Source organism: Methanobacterium subterraneum (genome assembly GCF_002813695.1).
GTDB classification, from domain to species: domain Archaea; phylum Methanobacteriota; class Methanobacteria; order Methanobacteriales; family Methanobacteriaceae; genus Methanobacterium; species Methanobacterium subterraneum.
In genome coordinates this window covers 726,965-747,263 of record NZ_CP017768.1, presented here as the reverse complement: position 1 = coordinate 747,263, position 20,299 = coordinate 726,965, and the positions used below count along the sequence as shown (strand labels likewise).

The following is a 20,299-nucleotide window of genomic DNA, read 5'->3' as shown; positions in this document are numbered from 1 at the left end:
AATATTTAGTAACCTAATTATTCTTCCTCAACTACTAATGCCCAAATACGTTTTAAGGGTAATTCCGCTTGGAAGGAATCTGATAAATCATCATAATTTTTGAGTATGGATTTAATGAGATCATCTGAATCCCATAGTCTGACATTGAAGAAACTTTTCCGGGCTTCTTCTAAAACTGCTCTGGTGAAGCCTCCCCATGAAACTAATAACCCTTGTTGAGCACCAAAGTTAGTCATAGATCCTTTAAGACCTCTAAGAACAGTTACATCAACAGGGGACTCTGAAGATTTAACCTGAACACACATTTTAGGTTCGCCAAACCCCATGGGACCTGTACCTGCAAGTATATCAACACCACCATCTGGTCCTGGTTTGGCATTTTCAGTCACATAACCCTGAGCTTGTAAAACTGCCTCAACCAATCTCGACAGTTCATGACCTTTAAAATGGATTTTAACATGGTTGGTAATTTGGTCTCGGGCAGCTTGTTCAATATCAAACTCATCTGGCTCTTGTCCTCCACCATTACCATTTCCTCCAGGAGTCTTTCCTTGCATAATTTTTTTAATGCGTACTTCGGCATTGTTACGTTTTATTTGGCAAACTGTCATAAAAGCACCTAATGAATAGAGTAGATCTTGATCAAAGGCGGTTCTAGGTATATCTGTTTTTATCCAGTTTACGGGAATGGTATGTCTGGAATTTTCAGGAAGATCAGTACGGTATTTGTAAGGGCCGGTAGCTTCCCCAATAGAGATGGATGCTTTGGCTTTGGAAGGCATTACTACAAGATCACCGGGTTTAATGCGACTAATTAAGGCCCATATTTGCCCAATTTGGTTTGATGCAGCATTTTTCTTTTTATCGGGATATGTTTTTTGATATAAATCTCTAAGTTCATCCCTAGATTTTATATTGGACATATCGGGCATTTCTACCCACCCAATAGCTGCTAAATTATTATTTAAGGCAATATCTTCTCTTTCACCAAATTTACCTGCACGTACCAACCAAACAGTCAAAAATAACACCCTCATTCAATTTTGTTCATAATCTTTATAAATTCAGAGTCAGTTAGAACAGGTTTAATTCCTTCTAGCGACACAGGCTCTAATAAATTAGCATACCTCATACCCCTAGTACGCTCAGCCATAACAGGTTCTTTAAGTTCATAAACTCTCAAAATCCAGACCTTTGCCTTTGGAGTATTCATATATGACTTAACATGTTCACTGGTCCAGATATAATAGTTTTTTAAAGATCCTACACGAGAAACAGGTTTTTCAATGACTTTTTCAACTTTTGCAAAGTATTTGACCAGGAATTTACTGTTTTCTTTTAGAGGAAGGGCGTTTTCTTCCACAAAATCCCTGTATTTCGGTTGGAAACTTTCTAAGTAGTTATCTTTAAGGGCATAACTAACAGTTGGATAAAGAATAAAATTAGGTAAAGTAGTGTTATAGTTTCTAATAAGGATTGTTTGTTTTCCTTGCCCTAATGCTTCCACTGTGGCATTCCATTCGTTTAGACATTTAGTTATTTGTGCCATTTGTAATCCCCCAATAATTATATTTAACTTTAGTTATTATTATTTTAATCTCTTATTTGTGAATTTCAATAGCTCAATAACTGTTGAAAAAAATGTTTTTATGTTTGATTACAATCCGGGCAATAGTATACAACACCTTTATCTTCAGAACTATGGTCTATTCCTTCAATGATTCTATTTCTGTTCACAAATATATTACATCCCTGGCATTTAATTGATAATTCTGGAATTTTAACTTTGAGACCTATATCCCCTGTTAAACACCTAGTAATTTCAAATGCTCCGTTGAGAGCATCAACTAAATCAATTCTGGATTCACCTAATTCTTCGCCAAACTCGGAAATTACAGCTAATTTTGCTTGTGATTTAGATATGGCAGATATAACACCTTTAAGTTTCAAGTGATTTTGATCTCTTTTTTTGGACAATGGATTAAAGTCGTTTTCATCGATTGAACCTAAATGGGGAACAAGAACATCCACATTTTTGTATTGAGCTACAATTTCATCAGCATGTCTAGTATCACTTGTGAATCCGATTTTAAAAGGGTTTTTCTTATCATATCCAGCTTTACCATATAATTCAACTAGCAATCCTGTTGAGTATGTTTTCGTTAAAATATCGTTATGTATTGCCTTTTTAATCTTTAATTTGAGATTATAATCCTCTAAATCGTGTGTAATGCCAGGTTCAAGTGGATATATTCTCTTAATCTTAGCGTTTTTATCTTTTTCATCAACAGGTATCCAGCCTAAAAATTTTTTCATGGCCCCCAGATTTAAAAAAACATCTATTTTCTTTTTTTTCCCATCTAAATCTTTATTAAATTCTTCAATTTCAAGCTCTTCAATTTCATGATCTATTTTATCATCAATTGTATCCATGAACTTCTTTTTATGTTCTAAAGAATCATTATATTCATATATGAGTGTAAGGAGTGCTTCAAAATCAACACAGTGATCTATATGTGCATGAGTAATAATTACAGCATTAACATCATAAATCCTTAATTTTTCTTTATGAAGGAAATTATACAGAAAATCAAATCCCGGATCAATTACAATGCCTTTACCTTCCCAAAATAAGAAATAACCGCCACCCATATTAGATTCAGTATCAGTAATTATTGCAGGTGTCCAAGAATTCCATCTTCTTAAAACCATTAAAAAATTGTCATCCATAGGATTATCCCTTGGACTTAGGTAATTATCTAAAACTTCTTGGCAATCATCTTTTTTGTCTAATATTAGTTTATATTGGTCTTTTAATTTAAGTATAACTGCTTTATGGGCTTCTAATTCTAAAACTTTTTCATCCCTTATTTTTTTATTACTAATTATTTCAAAATCTTCCAATATTTGATTGTATAACTCTTCTATCTCTTTTTTATCTAAACTTCCTAAATAAATCGTTGATAAAATTTTATTTAGTTTAGCATCTTCATTATCAGGTTCACTTTCAAGTACCTCATCAAAACACTGCACTGCCTTTGAATATTCACCTTTTAGATGGAATGCGCGACCTTTATTTATCTTAAACCATTGGTAAGTAGAATCAATTTTTAATCCTTCATTATAGCATCGGATAGCCTCATTGTGCTTTCCTAAACTACAAAATGCTATGCCTTTATAATTCCAAGCCTTATGGTAATTAGGATTGTGTTCAAGAGATTTATTATAGCAGTAAATAGCCTTCTCATAGTTTCTTAGATGATCGAATGCTATTCCTTTATTATTCCAGGCAGAAGCAGTTAAATCAGTAATAGATTTATTTAATTTTATAACTTTATTAAAACATTCAATGGCTTTTTTATGGCAAATAGGATTTTCTCCATGATTTCCCAAACTATCATATGCTATTCCTTTATTATTCCATGCTAATGCAAATTCAGGGTCATTTTTAAGAACAACTTCATAACATTCTATAGCTTGATTATATTTTTCTAAGCTATCAAGAGCAACACCCTTATAATTCATAACATTTAAAAATAAGTCAAATCTTTTATTTTTAATATTATCCAGGTATTTTAGGGCCTTTTGGGGGTCCTCGTCAATTAACGCAATTTTAGCTTTTATATAATTTATTTCTATTTTTTTACTTAGTTTTATGGCTAAATCAAGTGCTTTTTCATATAGTGGCCTTGATTTTTTCCTATTTTTTATTGAAATAAATTCTTTATCTGCATTATTTAATAATTGATGCAAATCTTGTTCTGTTGACATATCCCCCACCCCATTAAATTAATTATAATATTCAATTATTCAACACCCAACGCCTTAAAAACAGCATCTTCAGCTGACTGATAGAAAATCAAACTAAAATTACCTATCAATTCTGGGGGAACATTAGTTAAATCAGCACTAGAACTAATAGGAATTAAAACTTTTTTAGCTCCACTATCTAAACAGACCTGCAATATATTAGCTAGTTCTTCAATTTTTAGGATTGTTCCACCAATACTGATACTACCTAGTATAGCTGTGCTTGCTAAGACTGGTTTATTTAATGCTGCTGAACATAATGCTACAAATGAGGCTAAAGCTAAATACTTGGTCATCCCCACACCATTTAAATCTTGGACCTGCATTAAATAATCTTTATTCTTAGTGCTAATGGTTCCACTAACATTTGAACTATTGGACTTCAAGTAACTGTAAGCAGTGTTGATTGCTTCTTTGACTTCTTTTTTAGAGCCAATGCCAGTGCAGTTGAACTTTCCAGTACCATTCATCATCTCAGTTTCAATTTTAAAGACTCCAATCATTCCCTTATCGGCTTGACCAACAGTGTAAAGATGTCCGGGTTTATGAATGCCCTCTGGGATTAATTTACCCCCACTTTGCTCTGGAACTGAAACAAAGTCTTCTTGTAATGTTTCATTATCAATGTATGAGAAGTTGACATCATAAAATTCCATACCACCAATCTTTTTCAGTTGCTCTTTAACCCTTCTCCGGCTTTCCAAAGCAAAAACTAGTATCTCTCGAATATCCTCTTTATCATATACTCCATTGGGATAAACTAGTTTAATTAATCCTGAGACCATTTTTCGAACCGCCACAACATCTCGCTGGTTTAAATTATTCCCTAATTTAAAGTAATCATCTAATGCATCAGCATAGGATCTTTTACGCATTTCCCGCATGAATTCAGATAAATAATCGGTAATAAAACCATAATCATTAGTGAAAAACTCTGGACGATATTTAGGTATCTCCCAACCAGGAACATAACAATGCATACGATCAAAAAATGCAGTATCTTTACCCATATCCTCAGGGAAAGGATCAAAAAGGCTTGAAGTTTTAAGTAAAACATCTACACTTTGGTTAATGTTTCCCACAAAAACCATGGAAGCGGATGCATTCTTTTCATCTTTACCTCTAGAAAATGAACCAGAAGCCATATAATCCTTCATTATAGGAACTCCATCTTTATCTTTAAAATGGATCCCAGCAACTTCATCAAAGGCCACACAATCCCACATACCCACTAAACCAATTAACTTGGTGGACATGTTGTAAAACAAATTAGCCACAGTTGTCTGCCCACCAGAAACTAATATGCTGTTAGGTGATATTTCCCGGTAAACATGTGATTTACCAGTTCCACGAGGGCCTAATTCACATAGATTAAAGTTATTTTCAACTAGAGGGATGAGTCTGGCTAAGAGTAACCATTTAACCCTTTCATCAAATTGTGTTGGTTCCATACCACAGGATCTTAGAAGCACATCAATCCATTGTTCTTTGGTGAAGTTATCCCTACCAACAATTATTTCTTCTAAATCAAGATTAGGCATTTGAATAGGAGATAATTTTTTTATAATAAATGGATTCCTTCTTTGATCAGCTTCATCAAAGAAGTATTCGAAATTAATCATACACCAAATATTCCCACCTAATAATCTTTCGTATTTGGATGGGTATTCTTTAGCTATGGGTACACCTGATAAACCAAGATTCGAGAAATCAGCTTCATATCGGTCAAGTTTATAATTTAACCTCACTGTAACAGTGTCAATTACAGTGTAACTACCAGATTCCCTTAGTTTTGATAAAATTTTTTGAGCTTCATCAGGCCTTACATAATTCTCTGCGAGTATTTTTTTAACATTTTCCACTCCTTGGTGGATGAGTGACTCTTCGGTGGTGGCACAATATTTACCTAAAAGGTATTCCAGAACGTATACTGGGACATTGGCCCCTTCTTTAATCTTTTTAGTTAAATCCTTTCGAACAATTCTTCCTGCAAAGTTATCATTTAATTTGGTATTCAAATCTTCACTTAGATCATCATGAAAATTTTCCATTTGATTAGAATCATCCATCATACCCCTCCAAGTAGATCAAATTTTAAAATTCAAAGTCATCTAAAATTGCAATGTCTATAATAAATTCCCAGCGATTGATTTCAACATCATTCTCCAAATTTTTCATTACCAGATAATATTTACTGCTTTTAGAGTAGGTTCTATTCCTTAAAGTAAATTTCTCTTTAAATTCCCTATCTTTAGCTGAATCTACTTTCTTATTGGCATAAATAATCACTTCGTTGGATATTTTCTCGCCATCTTCATCTTCAAAGTAAAGTTTAGCTTCTAAAGGCAGGATACGACTTGAAATATTTTCTTTTTGAGCAAAAGTTAAAATTGTGCTTAAGTTAGTAATCCTATTATTAAGTAAAATAGGGTTTAATTCAACAAATTCCTGATTTTTACTACCCATTTTAGATTTAACATGTATCATAGGGACAATCATTTCCTGCAGGGATGCCCCTCCATGAACATAATTTTGACCTGCACCCTGAACTTTGAATACATCAACACCTCTAGGAACGGTAACATAAAGTTCGTCCATATCTAAATAATCTAAAGTACAATTGATGGTTCCTTCGATATTTAATTCTTCTTTGGATAATAGATATCTTTTATTTTTTTCAACAACACTTTTAGAGGTTAGATCAACTTTATCACTTTCATTTAACTTGTCCCTTTTATAAATGAAACCGTGATCAGCAGTAATGAAATAATTGGCAAAAAATGCTTCGTTGGTTAATTTGGTAATTAATCTGTTTATCTCCCAAATAGCCTCTTCGCAAGCTGTAAACACTTCATTTTCAGTGGCAGGTTTATCTCCTCTAGCATCAATTTGATTGTGATAAATATAGATAAGAGTTTTATTTTTCAGTTTTTTCCTAAGATTTTCCTGATTTAAAGACATTATTTCGTCATATGTCAAGGCCAATGAGTCCTGATGATATTTTTCTAAGATTTTTTGTCTATCCGGTGTGCTTGCACACGGTTTACCATCCACTAAGACATTATACTTAGTATTAAATTCTATCTTGTCATGGGGAAGTAAACAGGCCATTCCTAAATCTGTCTTTGAAGGGATGGATGAGATCATAGGTTTTATTGTTGATTTTCTCATTGGATCTAAGTTTAATTCATCTTTTAATTCAGATGCACATCCATATCTAAATCCATCAGAAATAATAACCGCAGTTTTTTGTTTTTTCACTGCACGAGAAACGTTACTTTTATAGAAATTATACTGCTTATCTATGGGTAAATCCTTAATAGAACCAATTTCTTCCAGTTTATCAGACCATAACATGGCTACTTTCGTAAGATATGTATTGGTATACATATTTTCAATTAATTGCCGTAGTTTGTGGAATCTGTTAGTATCATGGATTTTATCATAGGAATAATAGAATTTACGGTATGATCTTTCGATAAAGGACCATTCATCACAATATTTAGTTATGATATCGTCAATTTTATCCAGGTAGGGTTCACCCGAAAACTCATTTACCTGTTTGATTAGAAAATTAGCCCATTTTATAACTTCATAATGATTAGCATATTTTTTATAAAAGTGAGTTTTTTGTCTTTCAGGTAATAGATCATAAAGTATGGGAAGTTCTTCCTGGTTACTTACCAGTAAATCAGTCAGGTGAAGAGTGATATTTTCATCAAATATTTCAAAGCTATCACAATCAAAATAGTTCTCCACATTGATTCTTTTCAGATGACTCTCTAAATTCATTTTTTTAGCTATTAAACTGGAAACAGTATTGTACTGGTCTTTATAATTAGTGTTACTCATTAAATTATTTATAAAAACAGAAATGTTATTCTTTTTAGGTGATAAAAGTTTTTCCCAGGCTTTAGGTATGTTTCCTTTAAACTGGGTAGATGTGTAAGTAATTATTAAGGAAATTAAAAACTTCTCAATTGTTGGATTTTTATCTTCAAAACCGTATTTTTCACGAGAAAGTTCCCAGAAATCATCTAAAATACCCATCTTCTCAAATTCAATTAAATATTTATTTTTATCTAAATTATCTTCCATGAGCACTTTTCTTAGGAGTTCATCAAAACTAACGATTTTTACTCTGGCTAAAACACATAAAATAGCAACTTTAATCTTTCTTTCTGAATATTTTTCAATATTCAAATCTTTAAAGCTATTAACTCGACTATTAGCATTCCAAAATTTAGGATATTTCTTTAAAACAGATTTATACTTATCTGGAATATTTAACTCCTGAGTGATGAGTGAGATTTTATCAGCACTAAATGGTGTAGCAAAATAGGCCATATCTGCTAGGTAGTTATCTTTGTCTTCTGGTTGGGGGAATGGTGCATAGATCAAGTAGTTGTGGGTAGTGTCTTCAATTTCCAGTAAATATTTAGCGCGTAACCAGTTATCTTGTTTTAAATGGTAAACTTGGGCATTATCAAGTTGTAAATTATTGATTTCTTCGCCAAACTCGGCCTTGTCATCGTACCAAAAAACAAGTTGTCTGGAATCATCAGTGAACATTTCATTGAGTTTTTGTTGAATGTATTTTAAATTCATGAGTGCACCATTTGAATCTTTAATTCAACACATTTTATGATTATCTATTAAATTATAGTTCTATATGTATGAAAATGGTTAAATTCTATTTATTATCATAGAGTATGTTTAATAGGATTATTTAATTATTTTGGCTTTGTAGAAACCCTTTTTTTTAGTTGATTTGTGTTGATCTGTAGATGTTGTATACTGTGTTTTTGAGTTTGGTTTCTTTGTTTGATAGTTGTGTGCTTCTGCTGTGGTTTGTACCATCGAATTTTCTTTTTATTACTGAAAATATGCTTTCTATATTGTTTCTGTTTATGTATATTTTGTGTCGGAATATTGTTGGGCTTTTTAGTCTGTATTGTCCTTTTTTTGCTCTTTTTTTGAGGGGTATTTGGTCAAATGCTTTGAGTTCTTCATTTATGCATTTTCTTATTGGTTCTGTGTCATATGCTTTGTCTGCTACTATGTAATGTGGTTTATACTTTTTGATTTGTCTTAATGCGGGTTTTGCAAATTGTGTGTCGTATTTTGGTCCACGTGATGTTTGATAATATAAAATAAGGCGTGTTTTTACGTCTATTGTTAAGTGGTTTTTTATGTAGCTTTTTCTTTCTTTTTGCCGTATTTTTGCATAATACTTGTCTGCATAATCATTAGTAAAACCAGAGCCGTCTAATGCTATTATATCTGCTCTAATATCGTTTAATGATAATATTAAATGGTTAATTTCTCTAATTTGTTTTGAAGGGAGTCTTTTAAAAAATTTTTGGATCGTTGTAAAGTGTGGAACCTTTTTTATTCTCAAATATTTCTTAATTATGTCTGAAACATCAATAAAATCAATTATTTCACGATATGTTGATTTTGTGTAAATTTTCATGGCCAATATTGTGAATAAAGCATGTTGTGAATATAAATGATTTGAAAAAGCATTAGAATACTTATTTATCGCTATTTTAACATAATAATACGTTCTTTCGATGAATTTCACCAGTTTATTTTCTTTTAATTCACTATTCTTGTTTAAAACACTTTTTAAACATTGAATATTAGAATTTTTAAAACTAAAATCCAAAAGATTTAACTGCTTTGAAACTCCACTATAAACAGGGGAATAATAGATTTCGCTAATCATAATAATATTATTCCCCTTTCTCATTATAAATACTTTAACAACCTGTTTTAAAAATATGTAGCTGTAATTTCAAGTGAAAACAGGAAAAACGAAACTTAAAACTTAAAAATTTTTTTTATAAAAAAATCTACAAAAAACCTCAACTTCAAATAAAAAAAAATAAGGGTTTCTACAAAGCCATTATTTTTAGTAAGATTTTACGATTAATTTCCAAAATATTAATAAATCATGTAATACTAATTTGACTGATCAACATTATTATAGGTTGAAGCAGATTGATGAAAAGTTGCGGAAAAAGTTAATGATTAATGAAAATTTTTCTTTGATGCATATAAGTCAAATAACTCCTTGAATAATTATTAAACTCATTATATTTTGAATTCTTTAGTTTTAACATAAATTTGTTCATATTTAAAGCTTTAAAATAAATATTAAGTGGTAATGAGTACTTTTATAAGTTGATGAAAAAGGTTTAAGTATAATTGATTTATTTTATGTAATGATGATGTTATGAAATATTTCTCCACTAAACAAACAAGATTTGTTAAAACAATTAATGCTAGATACATCAGGGGTTTATGCAAAAAAATATAATGGTTTAAAATGTTATTCTTGCACAATAAAGGGGATTTTTATGAAAAATTCATGGAAAACTGTTAAAATTTTCATTTCTTCAACATTTAAAGATATGCAAGCAGAAAGAGATCATTTAGTGAGATTTGTTTTTCCAAGATTGAGGGAAGATTTGATTAAGTACAAAATATATTTGATTGATGTAGATTTAAGATGGGGTATAACAAGTGACCAAGATGCATATGACGTATGTATGGATGAAATAGATAATTGTCATCCTTATTTTATGTGTATGCTCGGTGGAAGATATGGTTGGATTCCACCAGAAAAAAAAATTTCTATAACTGAATCAGAAATTTATTATGGTGCTTTAGATAAATTAGATATTCCTACTTTTAGATTTTTTTATTTAAGAGATGCAAAAATTACTAATTCAATTCCTGCAGAATTTAATGATGATTATAAAGAACTTAAAGATAGTGAAAGTGAAAAACAGCTTAAATATCTCAAAGAAAAAATTATGAATCCTGAGATCAAAGGAAAAGTATTAATTAAACCGGATGAAGTAGAATGTAAAAGCTTATCTTATTTTATTTATCCTTGCAAGTGGGATAATAACTTAAAGAGAATTGTAGATTTAGAATCTTTTGGAAACCAAGTTTACAATGATATAATGAGCAGTATAAATGTAGAACTTGGATTAGGAGAAATTATATCTTCCAATGAATTTGATGATGAAAAAGTAGCTATAGATTCTTTTTTAAATAAAAAAACTGAAAATTACGTTGTAGGGAGCCGAAAAAACATTATAGATACACTTAAAAATTTTACTGAAAATAAGAAAGTTAATGGTTATCTAATTATATATGGGGAACCTGGGATTGGTAAAACATCTATAATGGCGAAATTTTACGAAGAGTATGTTACAAATCATCCTAATGAATTAATCCTTCCTCTTTTTGTAGGATCTACTATTAGATCTACTGATCCACAACAGGTTTTGCGTAGATTTAGCTATGAATTATATAAAGTAATTGGTTATGATGGAGAAATCACTGAGAATTATGGGGAATTGAAGAATAATTTTTATTCAATTTTATTTCAAGCTTCTAATGTAAAGCCCATAGTTATTTTAATCGATGGTATTAATCAGATTAATCATATTGATAATTTGAGATGGCTTCCAGATAAACTACCCAATAATGTACATATTTTAATTTCTACAATGTCTGGTCCGACATTAGAATTATTAAGAAAACAAAAGATTTCTCAGGAATTATATCTTCCACCACTTGAATCTTCAGATACTGAAATAATTATAGATGAATTTCTTAATAGATACCGTAAAATGTTTGATCAAAAACAAAAAAAAGCGTTAATGAACAAAAAAAATTCTAATAATCCTCTTTATTTACTCATGGCTTTAGAAGAACTTAGGACATTAGGCCACTATAATGAAATTACAGATACAATATCAAAATTACCAGAAACAGTAAAATCTTTATTCAAATGGATATTAAAACGTTTAGAGAATGATGATGGATTTAGAGATGATGAAGGAAATTTAGTAGGTTCGAAAATAATACCGGAATTTAGTTCACTGGTCGCTGTCAGTAGACAGGGACTTTTAGAAAATGAATTAGTAGATCTTATTGATCCAACTGATCCTAAGGGAAATATAGCAGCACTAATGCGTCTTTTAAGACCTTATTTAATGTATGTAGATAATTTAGTATTTTTTTACCATAGAGAATTATTAGAAGCTGTAAATGAATTATATCTACCTAATAATAACTTAAAAAATAATTCACGTCTTAAATTAGCAGATTATTTTGAATCCAGAGAACTTGATGATCGTAGAATCGATGAACTTCCTTATCAATTAGACAAAGCAGAATCTTGGCAAAGACTTAAAAAATCCATTGTTGATCTTGAAATGTTCATAAATATGATAAAAAAGTCTAAAAAATTTGAATTATTTTATTACTGGCACCATATTAAAACAAAATATAATATGGTGGATGAATATAAAAAAGCGCTTGAAAAACACGAAAAAAACACAACTGAAGAAGAAATTGGTGGTTATTATCTTCAAGTAGCTGATTTTGTTGCTGAAAATGCATATTTTGATGGTGCTGAATTTCTCTTTAGACGTGCTCTAGAAATTAATGAAAATGCTTTTGGCCCAGATCATTCATCTATAGGAACTATTCTTAATAACTTATCATTAGTGCTTCAATCTAAAGGGGATTTGAATGGTGCTGAATTGGTTCTAAGACGTTCAATAGAAATCCATGAGAAAATTTACGGTCCCGAAAATTCAGAAACAGCATCTTGTATTAATAACTTGGCGTTAGTACTTCATAGTAGAGGTGATTTAAGCGGCGCTGAACGCCTTTACAAGCAGGTGTTACAAATAAAAAAGAAATGTTTAGGAATAGAACATTCTGAGACCGCAAATATCCTAAATAATTTAGCAGATTTACTTCAAGATAAAAAAGATTTAGATGGTGCAGAATCACTTCACAGACAAGCCTTAAATATCCGAAGAAGGATTTTTGGATCAGAACATACGGATACAGCAAATAGCCTTAATAATTTGGCAATGGTGCTTCAAGCCAAAGGAAATTTAAATGCTGCCGAACCCTTATTAAAACGAGCGTTAAAAATTAATCAAAAATTTTTAGGGCCAGATCACCCCCAAACATCAATTAATCTTAATAACATGGCAATGTTACTCCAAGACAAAGGAGATGTAGATGCCGCAATACCATTATTTGCTCAGGCACTAGAGAATAGTACTAAAGTTTTAGGACAAAATCATCCTAATAGTTGTAATATTCGTTATAATTTAGACAGGTTAATTCTTAAAAATTATAGAGATCTAGGTGATTAAACAAGTCAGATAAAATTTAAAAAAGGAATGATAAATATTAAAAATACCTTAAATAAGTTCTTAAAGTTTTTTAAGCAAATCGATCTTAGTAATTTTCTTACCCTCTTTACTCACTTCCACACCTTGGAATTTAGCGTAGTTCACTTTAACTCCATCATCTAAATCTATTTCTATTTTCTGATTAGCAATATGGGCTAATGCTTCATCATACTTCTTGGTTTCTTCTAATTGTTTAACCAGTTTATTCTTAGCCTTAACTGCTTTAGATTTTTCAGAAGCACTGGTAGAAGTTTCAATGATCCTATCATTATGAGCTATGGTAGTTTCCAGGGCCTTCTGAGTTTTATGCAGATAATCAGTTCTAATACGAGCTACCAAATCTGGTTCATAACGGTGCATATAAATTAATGCCTTAAACCCATTATCACGACCACTATCAAACAACCAATAAATAGGATGTTTTTTATAAGTTTTCACATGATCCTTATAAAAATCAGTTAAGAAATAATTCCGAATAACTTCTCTGCTAGTGGTTCCTTTATTTTTTAGGGCCTGGGCAATGAAGTCCAGGTTTTCTTCTAAAGTCTCCTCACCAAAGGTGACCTTAACAAATTCCACGAATTGACCTACAATATCATCCTCAAAGTACTCAGTATCTAAAATAGGGATAATATTATCATCATCAGGAACAAAAATAGTGTATTTCAAGGGGTCCCATTGACCACCCGCGTAAATTATGCCTTGTTCGTCCAGGGAGAAGCGGCCTAACATGCATCCGACAGAATAAGAAATAAAGTTTTTAACATCTTTTAAAAGATCAGCTTTATTTAAAGTAACATATTTATCTTCAACATCTGGAGATATGTCCCCGTTAACATTATAAATATCAATAAAGGATTTATTGATATTGATTTCATTAGACTTTAGTTTTGAAAATATGTCTTGTTTAAATGATTTCCACTCGTTAAATGCACGTTCAATATGGTGTCTATCAAATGTTAGAAGAGGATGAATATTAAAGTTCCAACTAGTTTCAAATGAATCCCAATCTTCTTTAGCTATATTAATATTCTCTTTAACAATTTTTATAATACTTTCTTCCTCTTCAACTGACTGAATAAGAGGTAATGCAGATATATGTCCAACTTCATAATTTACTGTTGGAGAAACAAAACTCAGAATCTCTTCACATACTTTAGAGTTTAAAAATCCTAATAAATAATACTTGTTTTGTTTTAAAAATATTGAACACCCTGCAACATCAAATAAAAACCCATATGAGTAATATCTAAATGCTATTGTGCCAATGGTTACTTTAGACCAACTTAAAGATTCCAAAAAATAAAATTGTGTGTTTTGAGGTCTAGATCTTAATTTACCTTTTTTATCATAAATATTTTTTATTTCAAATCCATCATTTTCCCAATTTACCATGTATTCTTGGTTTCCATACCATTTTCTGAAATCTCCTCCTTTGTTATATGGGAACCATTTCATTTGGCTATTTTTCGCAGATATTGGATCTTTAAAATCAAACCCACATTTAAATATATCCAGTTCATACCAAAACCTTAAAAATCTGTTATTATCAGCTGTTGCAAGACCCTGTTTAGCATCAGCTAAAGTAGAAAGTTCTTTTCCATTAACAAATGCATCTAATAAATTTTCATTTGCTCTATAAGCTATGGGGTTACCAGGAATTTTTAAAAAATTATTTTGGTTTATTATGTATTTATCGTCACGTTCTTCAAAAAACCAGGATTTTTTTTGCTTTATTGAATCTACAGCACTTTTTTTTTCAAATAACTGCCTATAAGTGGCTTTGTAACCATTAATATATTGATTTTTAATTATGAATGAAGTTGTACCAAAATCAGACCCAAAGATTCCCCTTCCAAAATGTAACATATTAATAAAAGTTTTAAATTTAATTATAATTTCTCGTAAATCTTCATAACTTGATAAAAACATCCATACAGGGATATTTATCATGCTCATGTATCCCCCATTTTTACACATGTTCAATGTTTTTTCAATAAAAACAGTGCTTAAATCAGATTTGGTTTTAGGATAATTAAGCTTCAAATAATCTATTAAATTTTTATCCATACCATTTTTGCCCATATATGGAGGGTTAGTAATTACAATATCGTAGTTATTAGCAAATATTTCTGATTGCTTTAAAATAGGTAATAAAATATTAATAACACTCTCTTTTAATTTCATAGTTTTTAAATCAGCACCATAATCAGTTTTAATCTCATTAACACGATTTAAAATATAATTAAAATTTAATTGGTTTACATCAATTATGCTTCCATATTCTTTGGCATCCTTGAATGTTTCGACTAGATATCGGAGATCTTTTTGTATATTTAGATCTCCATCTGCCACAAAGTTAATTAATTCATCAGTTATTTTGTTGCTTTCTTGTATGGCGCAGATCTGTGGTTCTACGTTTTTGGTGAATATTTTTCGGTTGAATGATCTCCCTTTCATCATTACTGCGAAATAGGCCAATTGGTATGCTCGATCATCGATGTCTAGTCCGTAGAGGTTATTTTTTAGTATGGATTCAGCTGCATCTTTATCTGAGTATCCAGCTGAGGTGTAGATCTGCATTAATACGTCAAAGGCGTAGATAAGTATATGCCCACTGCCCATAGCAGGGTCAATGACTTTAATGTCTTCTGGTTTGAGGTTTTTGGATTCTTCTCGTATTTTTGCTAGTTCTATTTGTACTTCTGGTTCTTGTTCAGCTTCTTCCAGGTAGTATATCCAGTTATCTTTAAGATTACTATCAGGGTGGTATTCTAACCATAACCTTCCCAAGGAGTTTTCAACCATGTATCGTACAATCCAATCTGGAGTGAAAAGTTGTGTAACTGCAGGTATTCTCTCTTTACTAATTTTCACACGTTTTTTGAGCTGTTTAAAAGTATCATCCTTTAATTCAGTGTTATAATATTGATATAACCAACCAATAACCTCAACTTGGTCATTAAAGTCTTCCTCAGAGATATTATCGATTAATTGTCTAACAACACCTTCTTCATTGGTAAATGAGATTGATAATAATAATTCTGTATAATCAGTGGTTTTTTCAAATAATTCAGGTAATATTTCGTTTAGTTTGTTGCACTGTTTAATGAATAGTAATCTGAATAGCTCATCCAGTTTATTATTATTCTTTAGCAGGTAGATTTGTTCTATTTCTTCTTCGGTGAAGTCTAAATCTATGTGTGATGCTTCAGTAACTATATCTGGTTCTATTTTTCCTTCTGTTTCACTGGATAGAACTCTAACTCTGGTGGGGAGATAATCGTTAACTTCCATGAATCTTATGGCTATTATCCGGTTAAACCAGGTGTATGCCACTTCTTCTACAACATTATCAAAGCCTTTTTCATTTATTCGTTTAACTAAATTTTTACGTTGTTTGATGGCCTCGTCATAAATGGTGTTGGGATTGGATGCCCCTATATCGTATACTTCAATTCCCTCTGCTTTTTCCACAGGTTCGGCAATACCTTTTGCAGTTATTCCCAATAAACTTGCCTGGTACTTCACTTCTTCGATCAATTTCTTCCTTGATTCAATAGCAAATGTTTTGATGGCCTTTTTATCCATGAAGACTCCCCTTAAATACTTAAATCAATTTCATCGTTATCTTCTAATTCTTTCTTAAGTTCCTTTCTCAGATTTTCCACAAAGTAATCAATATCATCTTCATTTTTAATCGAAACCCTGGTAGTATGAGAAATAGTCTTTATGTTCAAATATTTTTTCTTCTTTTGGGGTCTAGGAGGTGTGGGACTTGTAACTTCCCCTCCTTCATTACCAGTTTCCACTCGGAATTTATCAACTTCCGATAAACACCCAATAACCAAATTATTGCTTTCTTCACGAATTCCCTTAATAACTGAAATCTCCTGGGAATTAATTAGTTTATCTAGAAGTTCATGGAATCTTTGTTTGAATGTTTCTTCAAATTCTTCTTTTAACTCTTCAGAGTCAAGTTCTTCTACAACATGATTTAAATCCGTGTCGATGCTTTGTTTTATAGGTTCTGATTCATTTTCCAAAATTGTTTGGTGTAAATTATCAAAATTATCATATAATTCTGGAAGCTCATGAATATGGGAAAATGGACTTGGCATCTCAATTATATCCTTAAGTTGGCCATCAATTTTCTTCAATTCAGCATCTTTGATGAAATTTTTGTTTTTATTGTAAAGATCTGTGGCTTCACAGGCCTTTTTAAAAATATCCTTCTGAGTACCTTCAAAGAAATTCAAAACTGACTCGAATTCTTCAGCAATACCTAAAAAGTCTTCCCTATGTTCACTAACAAAATCAAAAAATTGATTCAATGAATTAATGGCAGTAACATCACGCAGAAGATCCTTTGATTCTTCAATAACCAGTTTCCCAGGATATCTCTCTTCAATTTTATATTCCAGACTTATATCCTTAATCTGATTAAGTCGGATGATGGATTTATCCTGGAAAAGTTCCATTAAAGCTTCATCATCATCGGTAGTATGAACCACATCAAAGAAGTCTCTTAAAACCTCTTTAACATCTTTAATTTGACGAGGTTTTGTATCCTGTTTTTTATCAATCAGGATCTTATCTTGAAACTTCCTTTCAGTTATAAACTTCAAGATATCTTCGGCACTATTAGTTTTAAGTGAAATGTTCTGGGCATTTTTCACTAGATAAATCCTTTTTTGGGCAAACAGGGTGGCAATTAACCATTCTATATCTAAATCAACAAAACCATAAGGTGCCCTATTGTACCTGTTTAAAATAGCTTTAATTGATGGTTTAGAATGAACATTGGTTTCCTGCTCAATGTATCGATCCAGATCATCAATTGCTAAATGATTATCCACATTATCAGATTTACCAAACTTCTCCTGGGAAGTATCTCTTAAAATATTGATTATGTCTGACTTGACCGGAGCAGTCTTCATATAATGTAATTTATGATAAATCTTTTTAACCAGTTTATTTAAAGCATCATTGATCCTATCTGTGGGATTTTTTTCTTTAATATCTACTTTATCCCCTTTAACATAGATATCAGCATGTTTAAGTGCTTCTTCTAAAAATAGTTTGATTCTTTCCCTTTTCTCTGAGACTTCTTGTTGTTTAGCTATGAGAATGGTCTTGGAACGTTGGGATAATTCCGCACTGTGTTTGGTTAAATATTTATTTATTTGGAGTAGTTCTTCAATTTCATCTAAAACAGTCATGTCATCGGTTAGATGGATGATAACTTCATTATTGTTATCGGATAATCCTCTAAGAATGGTTGAAGTTTTTTCCCTTTGAGATTGCTCTGATAACACTGTTTGGGATCCTTCAATTGAGTCTTTTAATTCATGATAGGAGGTTATTATTCTAACTCCAATATCAGCTGATTGCCTGTTTCCCCGGTACTGATCATCTATCACTTGGTTGAAGGGGAAATTGTAACGGGTACTATGTCTATATTTTTTATCTGGAAAAATATCTTCAAATATGACATTTGAAGCTTCATTTAAGGTTTCCCCAGTATCCACGTGCTCATGTTTAATGGCAATGGTGATTTCCTGTTCTTCATTGGTTAAAAATGAATATATGTCCCCGTTTTTTTGAACCAAGGTTTGTCCCACTAATCTTTTCAGGGATTTTTCAATTTTCTCCCGTAAAAGAACCCGATCCTCATCAATATCACTGACCATTAAAGTAGTTAGATTCTCCTGGTTGGCTTTGATCTCCTTAACATACTTAATCATAAATAGGACTTTAAGGACTTCCACATCAAATTCATCAAGGAATTGGTTGTCCATGGCCTTGACAATCACAGAACGGTGGGTGTGATCTATGAATTTATCCAAAGCATTATAAAAGATATTAAATGGCATTAAAATCCCTAATTCTTTATCCATTAACGATATGGCTGATTCCTGGAATAGGGCTAGCATGGATCTTTCACCTTCTGCCAGGTGTTTACCTGATGCACCATGTTCCCGGATGGAGGTTAAAACATTTCCCAGTAAGTTAAATTGGTAGGGTATGAAGGGGTATACTGCTGCAAAGTCTTTACTATTACTATACATTTTCTTCTCAGCAGTGTCTGATGAAAAAGAAATTAAATTCTTTAATATAGCTTCTTTTTCCTCGTATAATGCTTCTAAGGTTTGAGTTGCAGTTGGATTTTTAGCAAGTATTCTTTTCCTTATTACTTCATCCACATTAGCTGATGATAAGGATAATCTGGTTTTGAATCTTCCCTGGATTTTGGAAAAGTCATTTCCAGGGACTTTCATTAGAGAATCAATATCCTGTTGACTGGTGACTATGATCCAGGCTTTACCTTGACACATGACTCCTAAGTCTTCAGTTACAGTTTGTAAGTTAAGCATTAATTTGGAGTTATCTCCAATGTACTGGCCAATTTCATCTACTAAAAAGACCACATGATGGTTATCGCCTTTACTATCACAATATTCTTTTACTAAAGTGGCGAATTTTTCAATTGATATAGAATAATCTTCATTTACTTTGCCAGCCCAGTTTTTGGCAGCATCGATACTACTAAAGAATTCTATGTCAACCAGGGATTTAATAACTTCATCTTGAATAAATATGAATTCAGATCGTTTATTTTCCCATTCATCCCCATTATCTTCTTTGAACTTTATTTTAAATTTAATGAAAAGATCTTTCTTGGTTAGGTTTCTTTCAAGATCTGCTAAAAAAGGACTTTCTACACAAAAACCTTGCATTTGATTGAAAACTCTTAAAAAAACATTTAATATGGGTTCGTTACTATATTCAGCCTTTGAATCAATATTGAATAATATAACATCAGTGGAAACATTCTCTGCCAGGCTCATATCCGCTATTATTAAAGCATCATCAATCTTATTATCTTCTTTGAAAAAATCAATGGCATTTCTGCCTTTAACTTCTTTATTTTCCAGGATATAGGATAATATTTTTAGAAAATGAGATTTACCACTACCAAAGAACCCCGAAATCCATACTCCCATATCATCGGTAGGTGCTTCAATTCCTTTCCTATAATTCTCAAAGAATTCCCTGAAGTGTTTAGATAACTCATTGGTAACCACGTATTCATTTAATTCTTGATAGATATTCTCTTGATCATGTTGACCTACTTTAATAACTCCCTTAATATCCCTATCAATTTGTTTTTCAAACATTTGACTGATATTCATTTTTACTCCCCTACCTTTGTTATCTAATTTGTTTCAACGTTAATAATGGCTTAT

General features: G+C 31.4%; 9 protein-coding genes. 1 reads left to right on the top strand and 8 read right to left on the bottom strand.

Going from position 1 to position 20,299, the window contains the following annotated elements; genetic code table 11:
- Positions 1-17: 17 nt before the first annotated feature.
- The 6 genes from BK009_RS03490 to BK009_RS12610 all read right to left on the bottom strand — a co-directional run bounded on the left by BK009_RS03490 (position 18) and on the right by BK009_RS12610 (position 9,541).
- Positions 18-1,022 (bottom strand): restriction endonuclease, encoded by a 1,005-nt coding sequence (locus tag BK009_RS03490; protein WP_100909057.1) that lies wholly within the window; start codon positions 1,020-1,022, stop codon positions 18-20.
- A gap of 11 nt (positions 1,023-1,033) precedes the next feature.
- Entirely contained in the window at positions 1,034-1,549 is a 516-nt protein-coding gene (locus tag BK009_RS03485) for a DUF1802 family protein (protein WP_100909056.1), read from the bottom strand.
- Positions 1,550-1,647: 98 nt separating this feature from the next.
- Complete coding sequence (locus BK009_RS03480) at positions 1,648-3,771, bottom strand: tetratricopeptide repeat protein (protein ID WP_100909055.1); 2,124 nt, start codon at positions 3,769-3,771, stop codon at positions 1,648-1,650.
- Positions 3,772-3,806: 35 nt separating this feature from the next.
- Positions 3,807-5,879 carry a protease Lon-related BREX system protein BrxL gene (brxL, locus tag BK009_RS03475; protein ID WP_236951026.1) on the bottom strand — a complete coding sequence of 691 codons (2,073 nt, stop codon included), beginning with the start codon at positions 5,877-5,879 and terminating at the stop codon, positions 3,807-3,809.
- A 25-nt stretch (positions 5,880-5,904) separates the two neighbouring features.
- Complete coding sequence (gene pglZ / locus BK009_RS03470) at positions 5,905-8,418, bottom strand: BREX-1 system phosphatase PglZ type A (RefSeq protein WP_100909054.1); 2,514 nt, start codon at positions 8,416-8,418, stop codon at positions 5,905-5,907.
- Between the two features lie 154 nt (positions 8,419-8,572).
- The gene (locus tag BK009_RS12610; RefSeq protein WP_236951025.1) at positions 8,573-9,541 is read right to left on the bottom strand and encodes a transposase; all 969 of its coding nucleotides are present in this window, start codon (positions 9,539-9,541) and stop codon (positions 8,573-8,575) included.
- 634 nt (positions 9,542-10,175) lie between these two features.
- Between BK009_RS12610 and BK009_RS03460 the strand changes: the two genes are divergently transcribed.
- A complete protein-coding gene (locus BK009_RS03460) occupies positions 10,176-13,010 on the top strand; it encodes a tetratricopeptide repeat protein (protein ID WP_169923152.1) in 2,835 nt (944 codons plus the stop codon).
- A 60-nt stretch (positions 13,011-13,070) separates the two neighbouring features.
- Here the strand turns inward: BK009_RS03460 and pglX are convergent, their stop codons facing one another.
- A complete protein-coding gene (pglX, locus tag BK009_RS03455) occupies positions 13,071-16,640 on the bottom strand; it encodes a BREX-1 system adenine-specific DNA-methyltransferase PglX (RefSeq protein ID WP_100909052.1) in 3,570 nt (1,189 codons plus the stop codon).
- Between the two features lie 11 nt (positions 16,641-16,651).
- Positions 16,652-20,245, bottom strand: coding sequence for a BREX system P-loop protein BrxC (gene brxC / locus BK009_RS03450; protein ID WP_100909051.1), 3,594 nt, complete (start codon positions 20,243-20,245; stop codon positions 16,652-16,654).
- Positions 20,246-20,299 lie beyond the last annotated feature (54 nt).

Excerpts from the sequence above, each read along its gene's own strand:
- BK009_RS03485 (WP_100909056.1), bottom strand. The coding sequence starts at position 1,549 with ATGGCACAAATAACTAAATGTCTAAACGAATGGAATGCCACAGTGGAA.
- BK009_RS03480 (WP_100909055.1), bottom strand. The coding sequence starts at position 3,771 with ATGTCAACAGAACAAGATTTGCATCAATTATTAAATAATGCAGATAAA.
- brxL (WP_236951026.1), bottom strand. The coding sequence starts at position 5,879 with ATGGATGATTCTAATCAAATGGAAAATTTTCATGATGATCTAAGTGAA.
- pglZ (WP_100909054.1), bottom strand. The coding sequence starts at position 8,418 with ATGAATTTAAAATACATTCAACAAAAACTCAATGAAATGTTCACTGAT.
- BK009_RS12610 (WP_236951025.1), bottom strand. The coding sequence starts at position 9,541 with ATGATTAGCGAAATCTATTATTCCCCTGTTTATAGTGGAGTTTCAAAG.
- BK009_RS03460 (WP_169923152.1), top strand. The coding sequence starts at position 10,176 with ATGAAAAATTCATGGAAAACTGTTAAAATTTTCATTTCTTCAACATTT.
- pglX (WP_100909052.1), bottom strand. The coding sequence starts at position 16,640 with ATGGATAAAAAGGCCATCAAAACATTTGCTATTGAATCAAGGAAGAAA.
- brxC (WP_100909051.1), bottom strand. The coding sequence starts at position 20,245 with ATGAATATCAGTCAAATGTTTGAAAAACAAATTGATAGGGATATTAAG.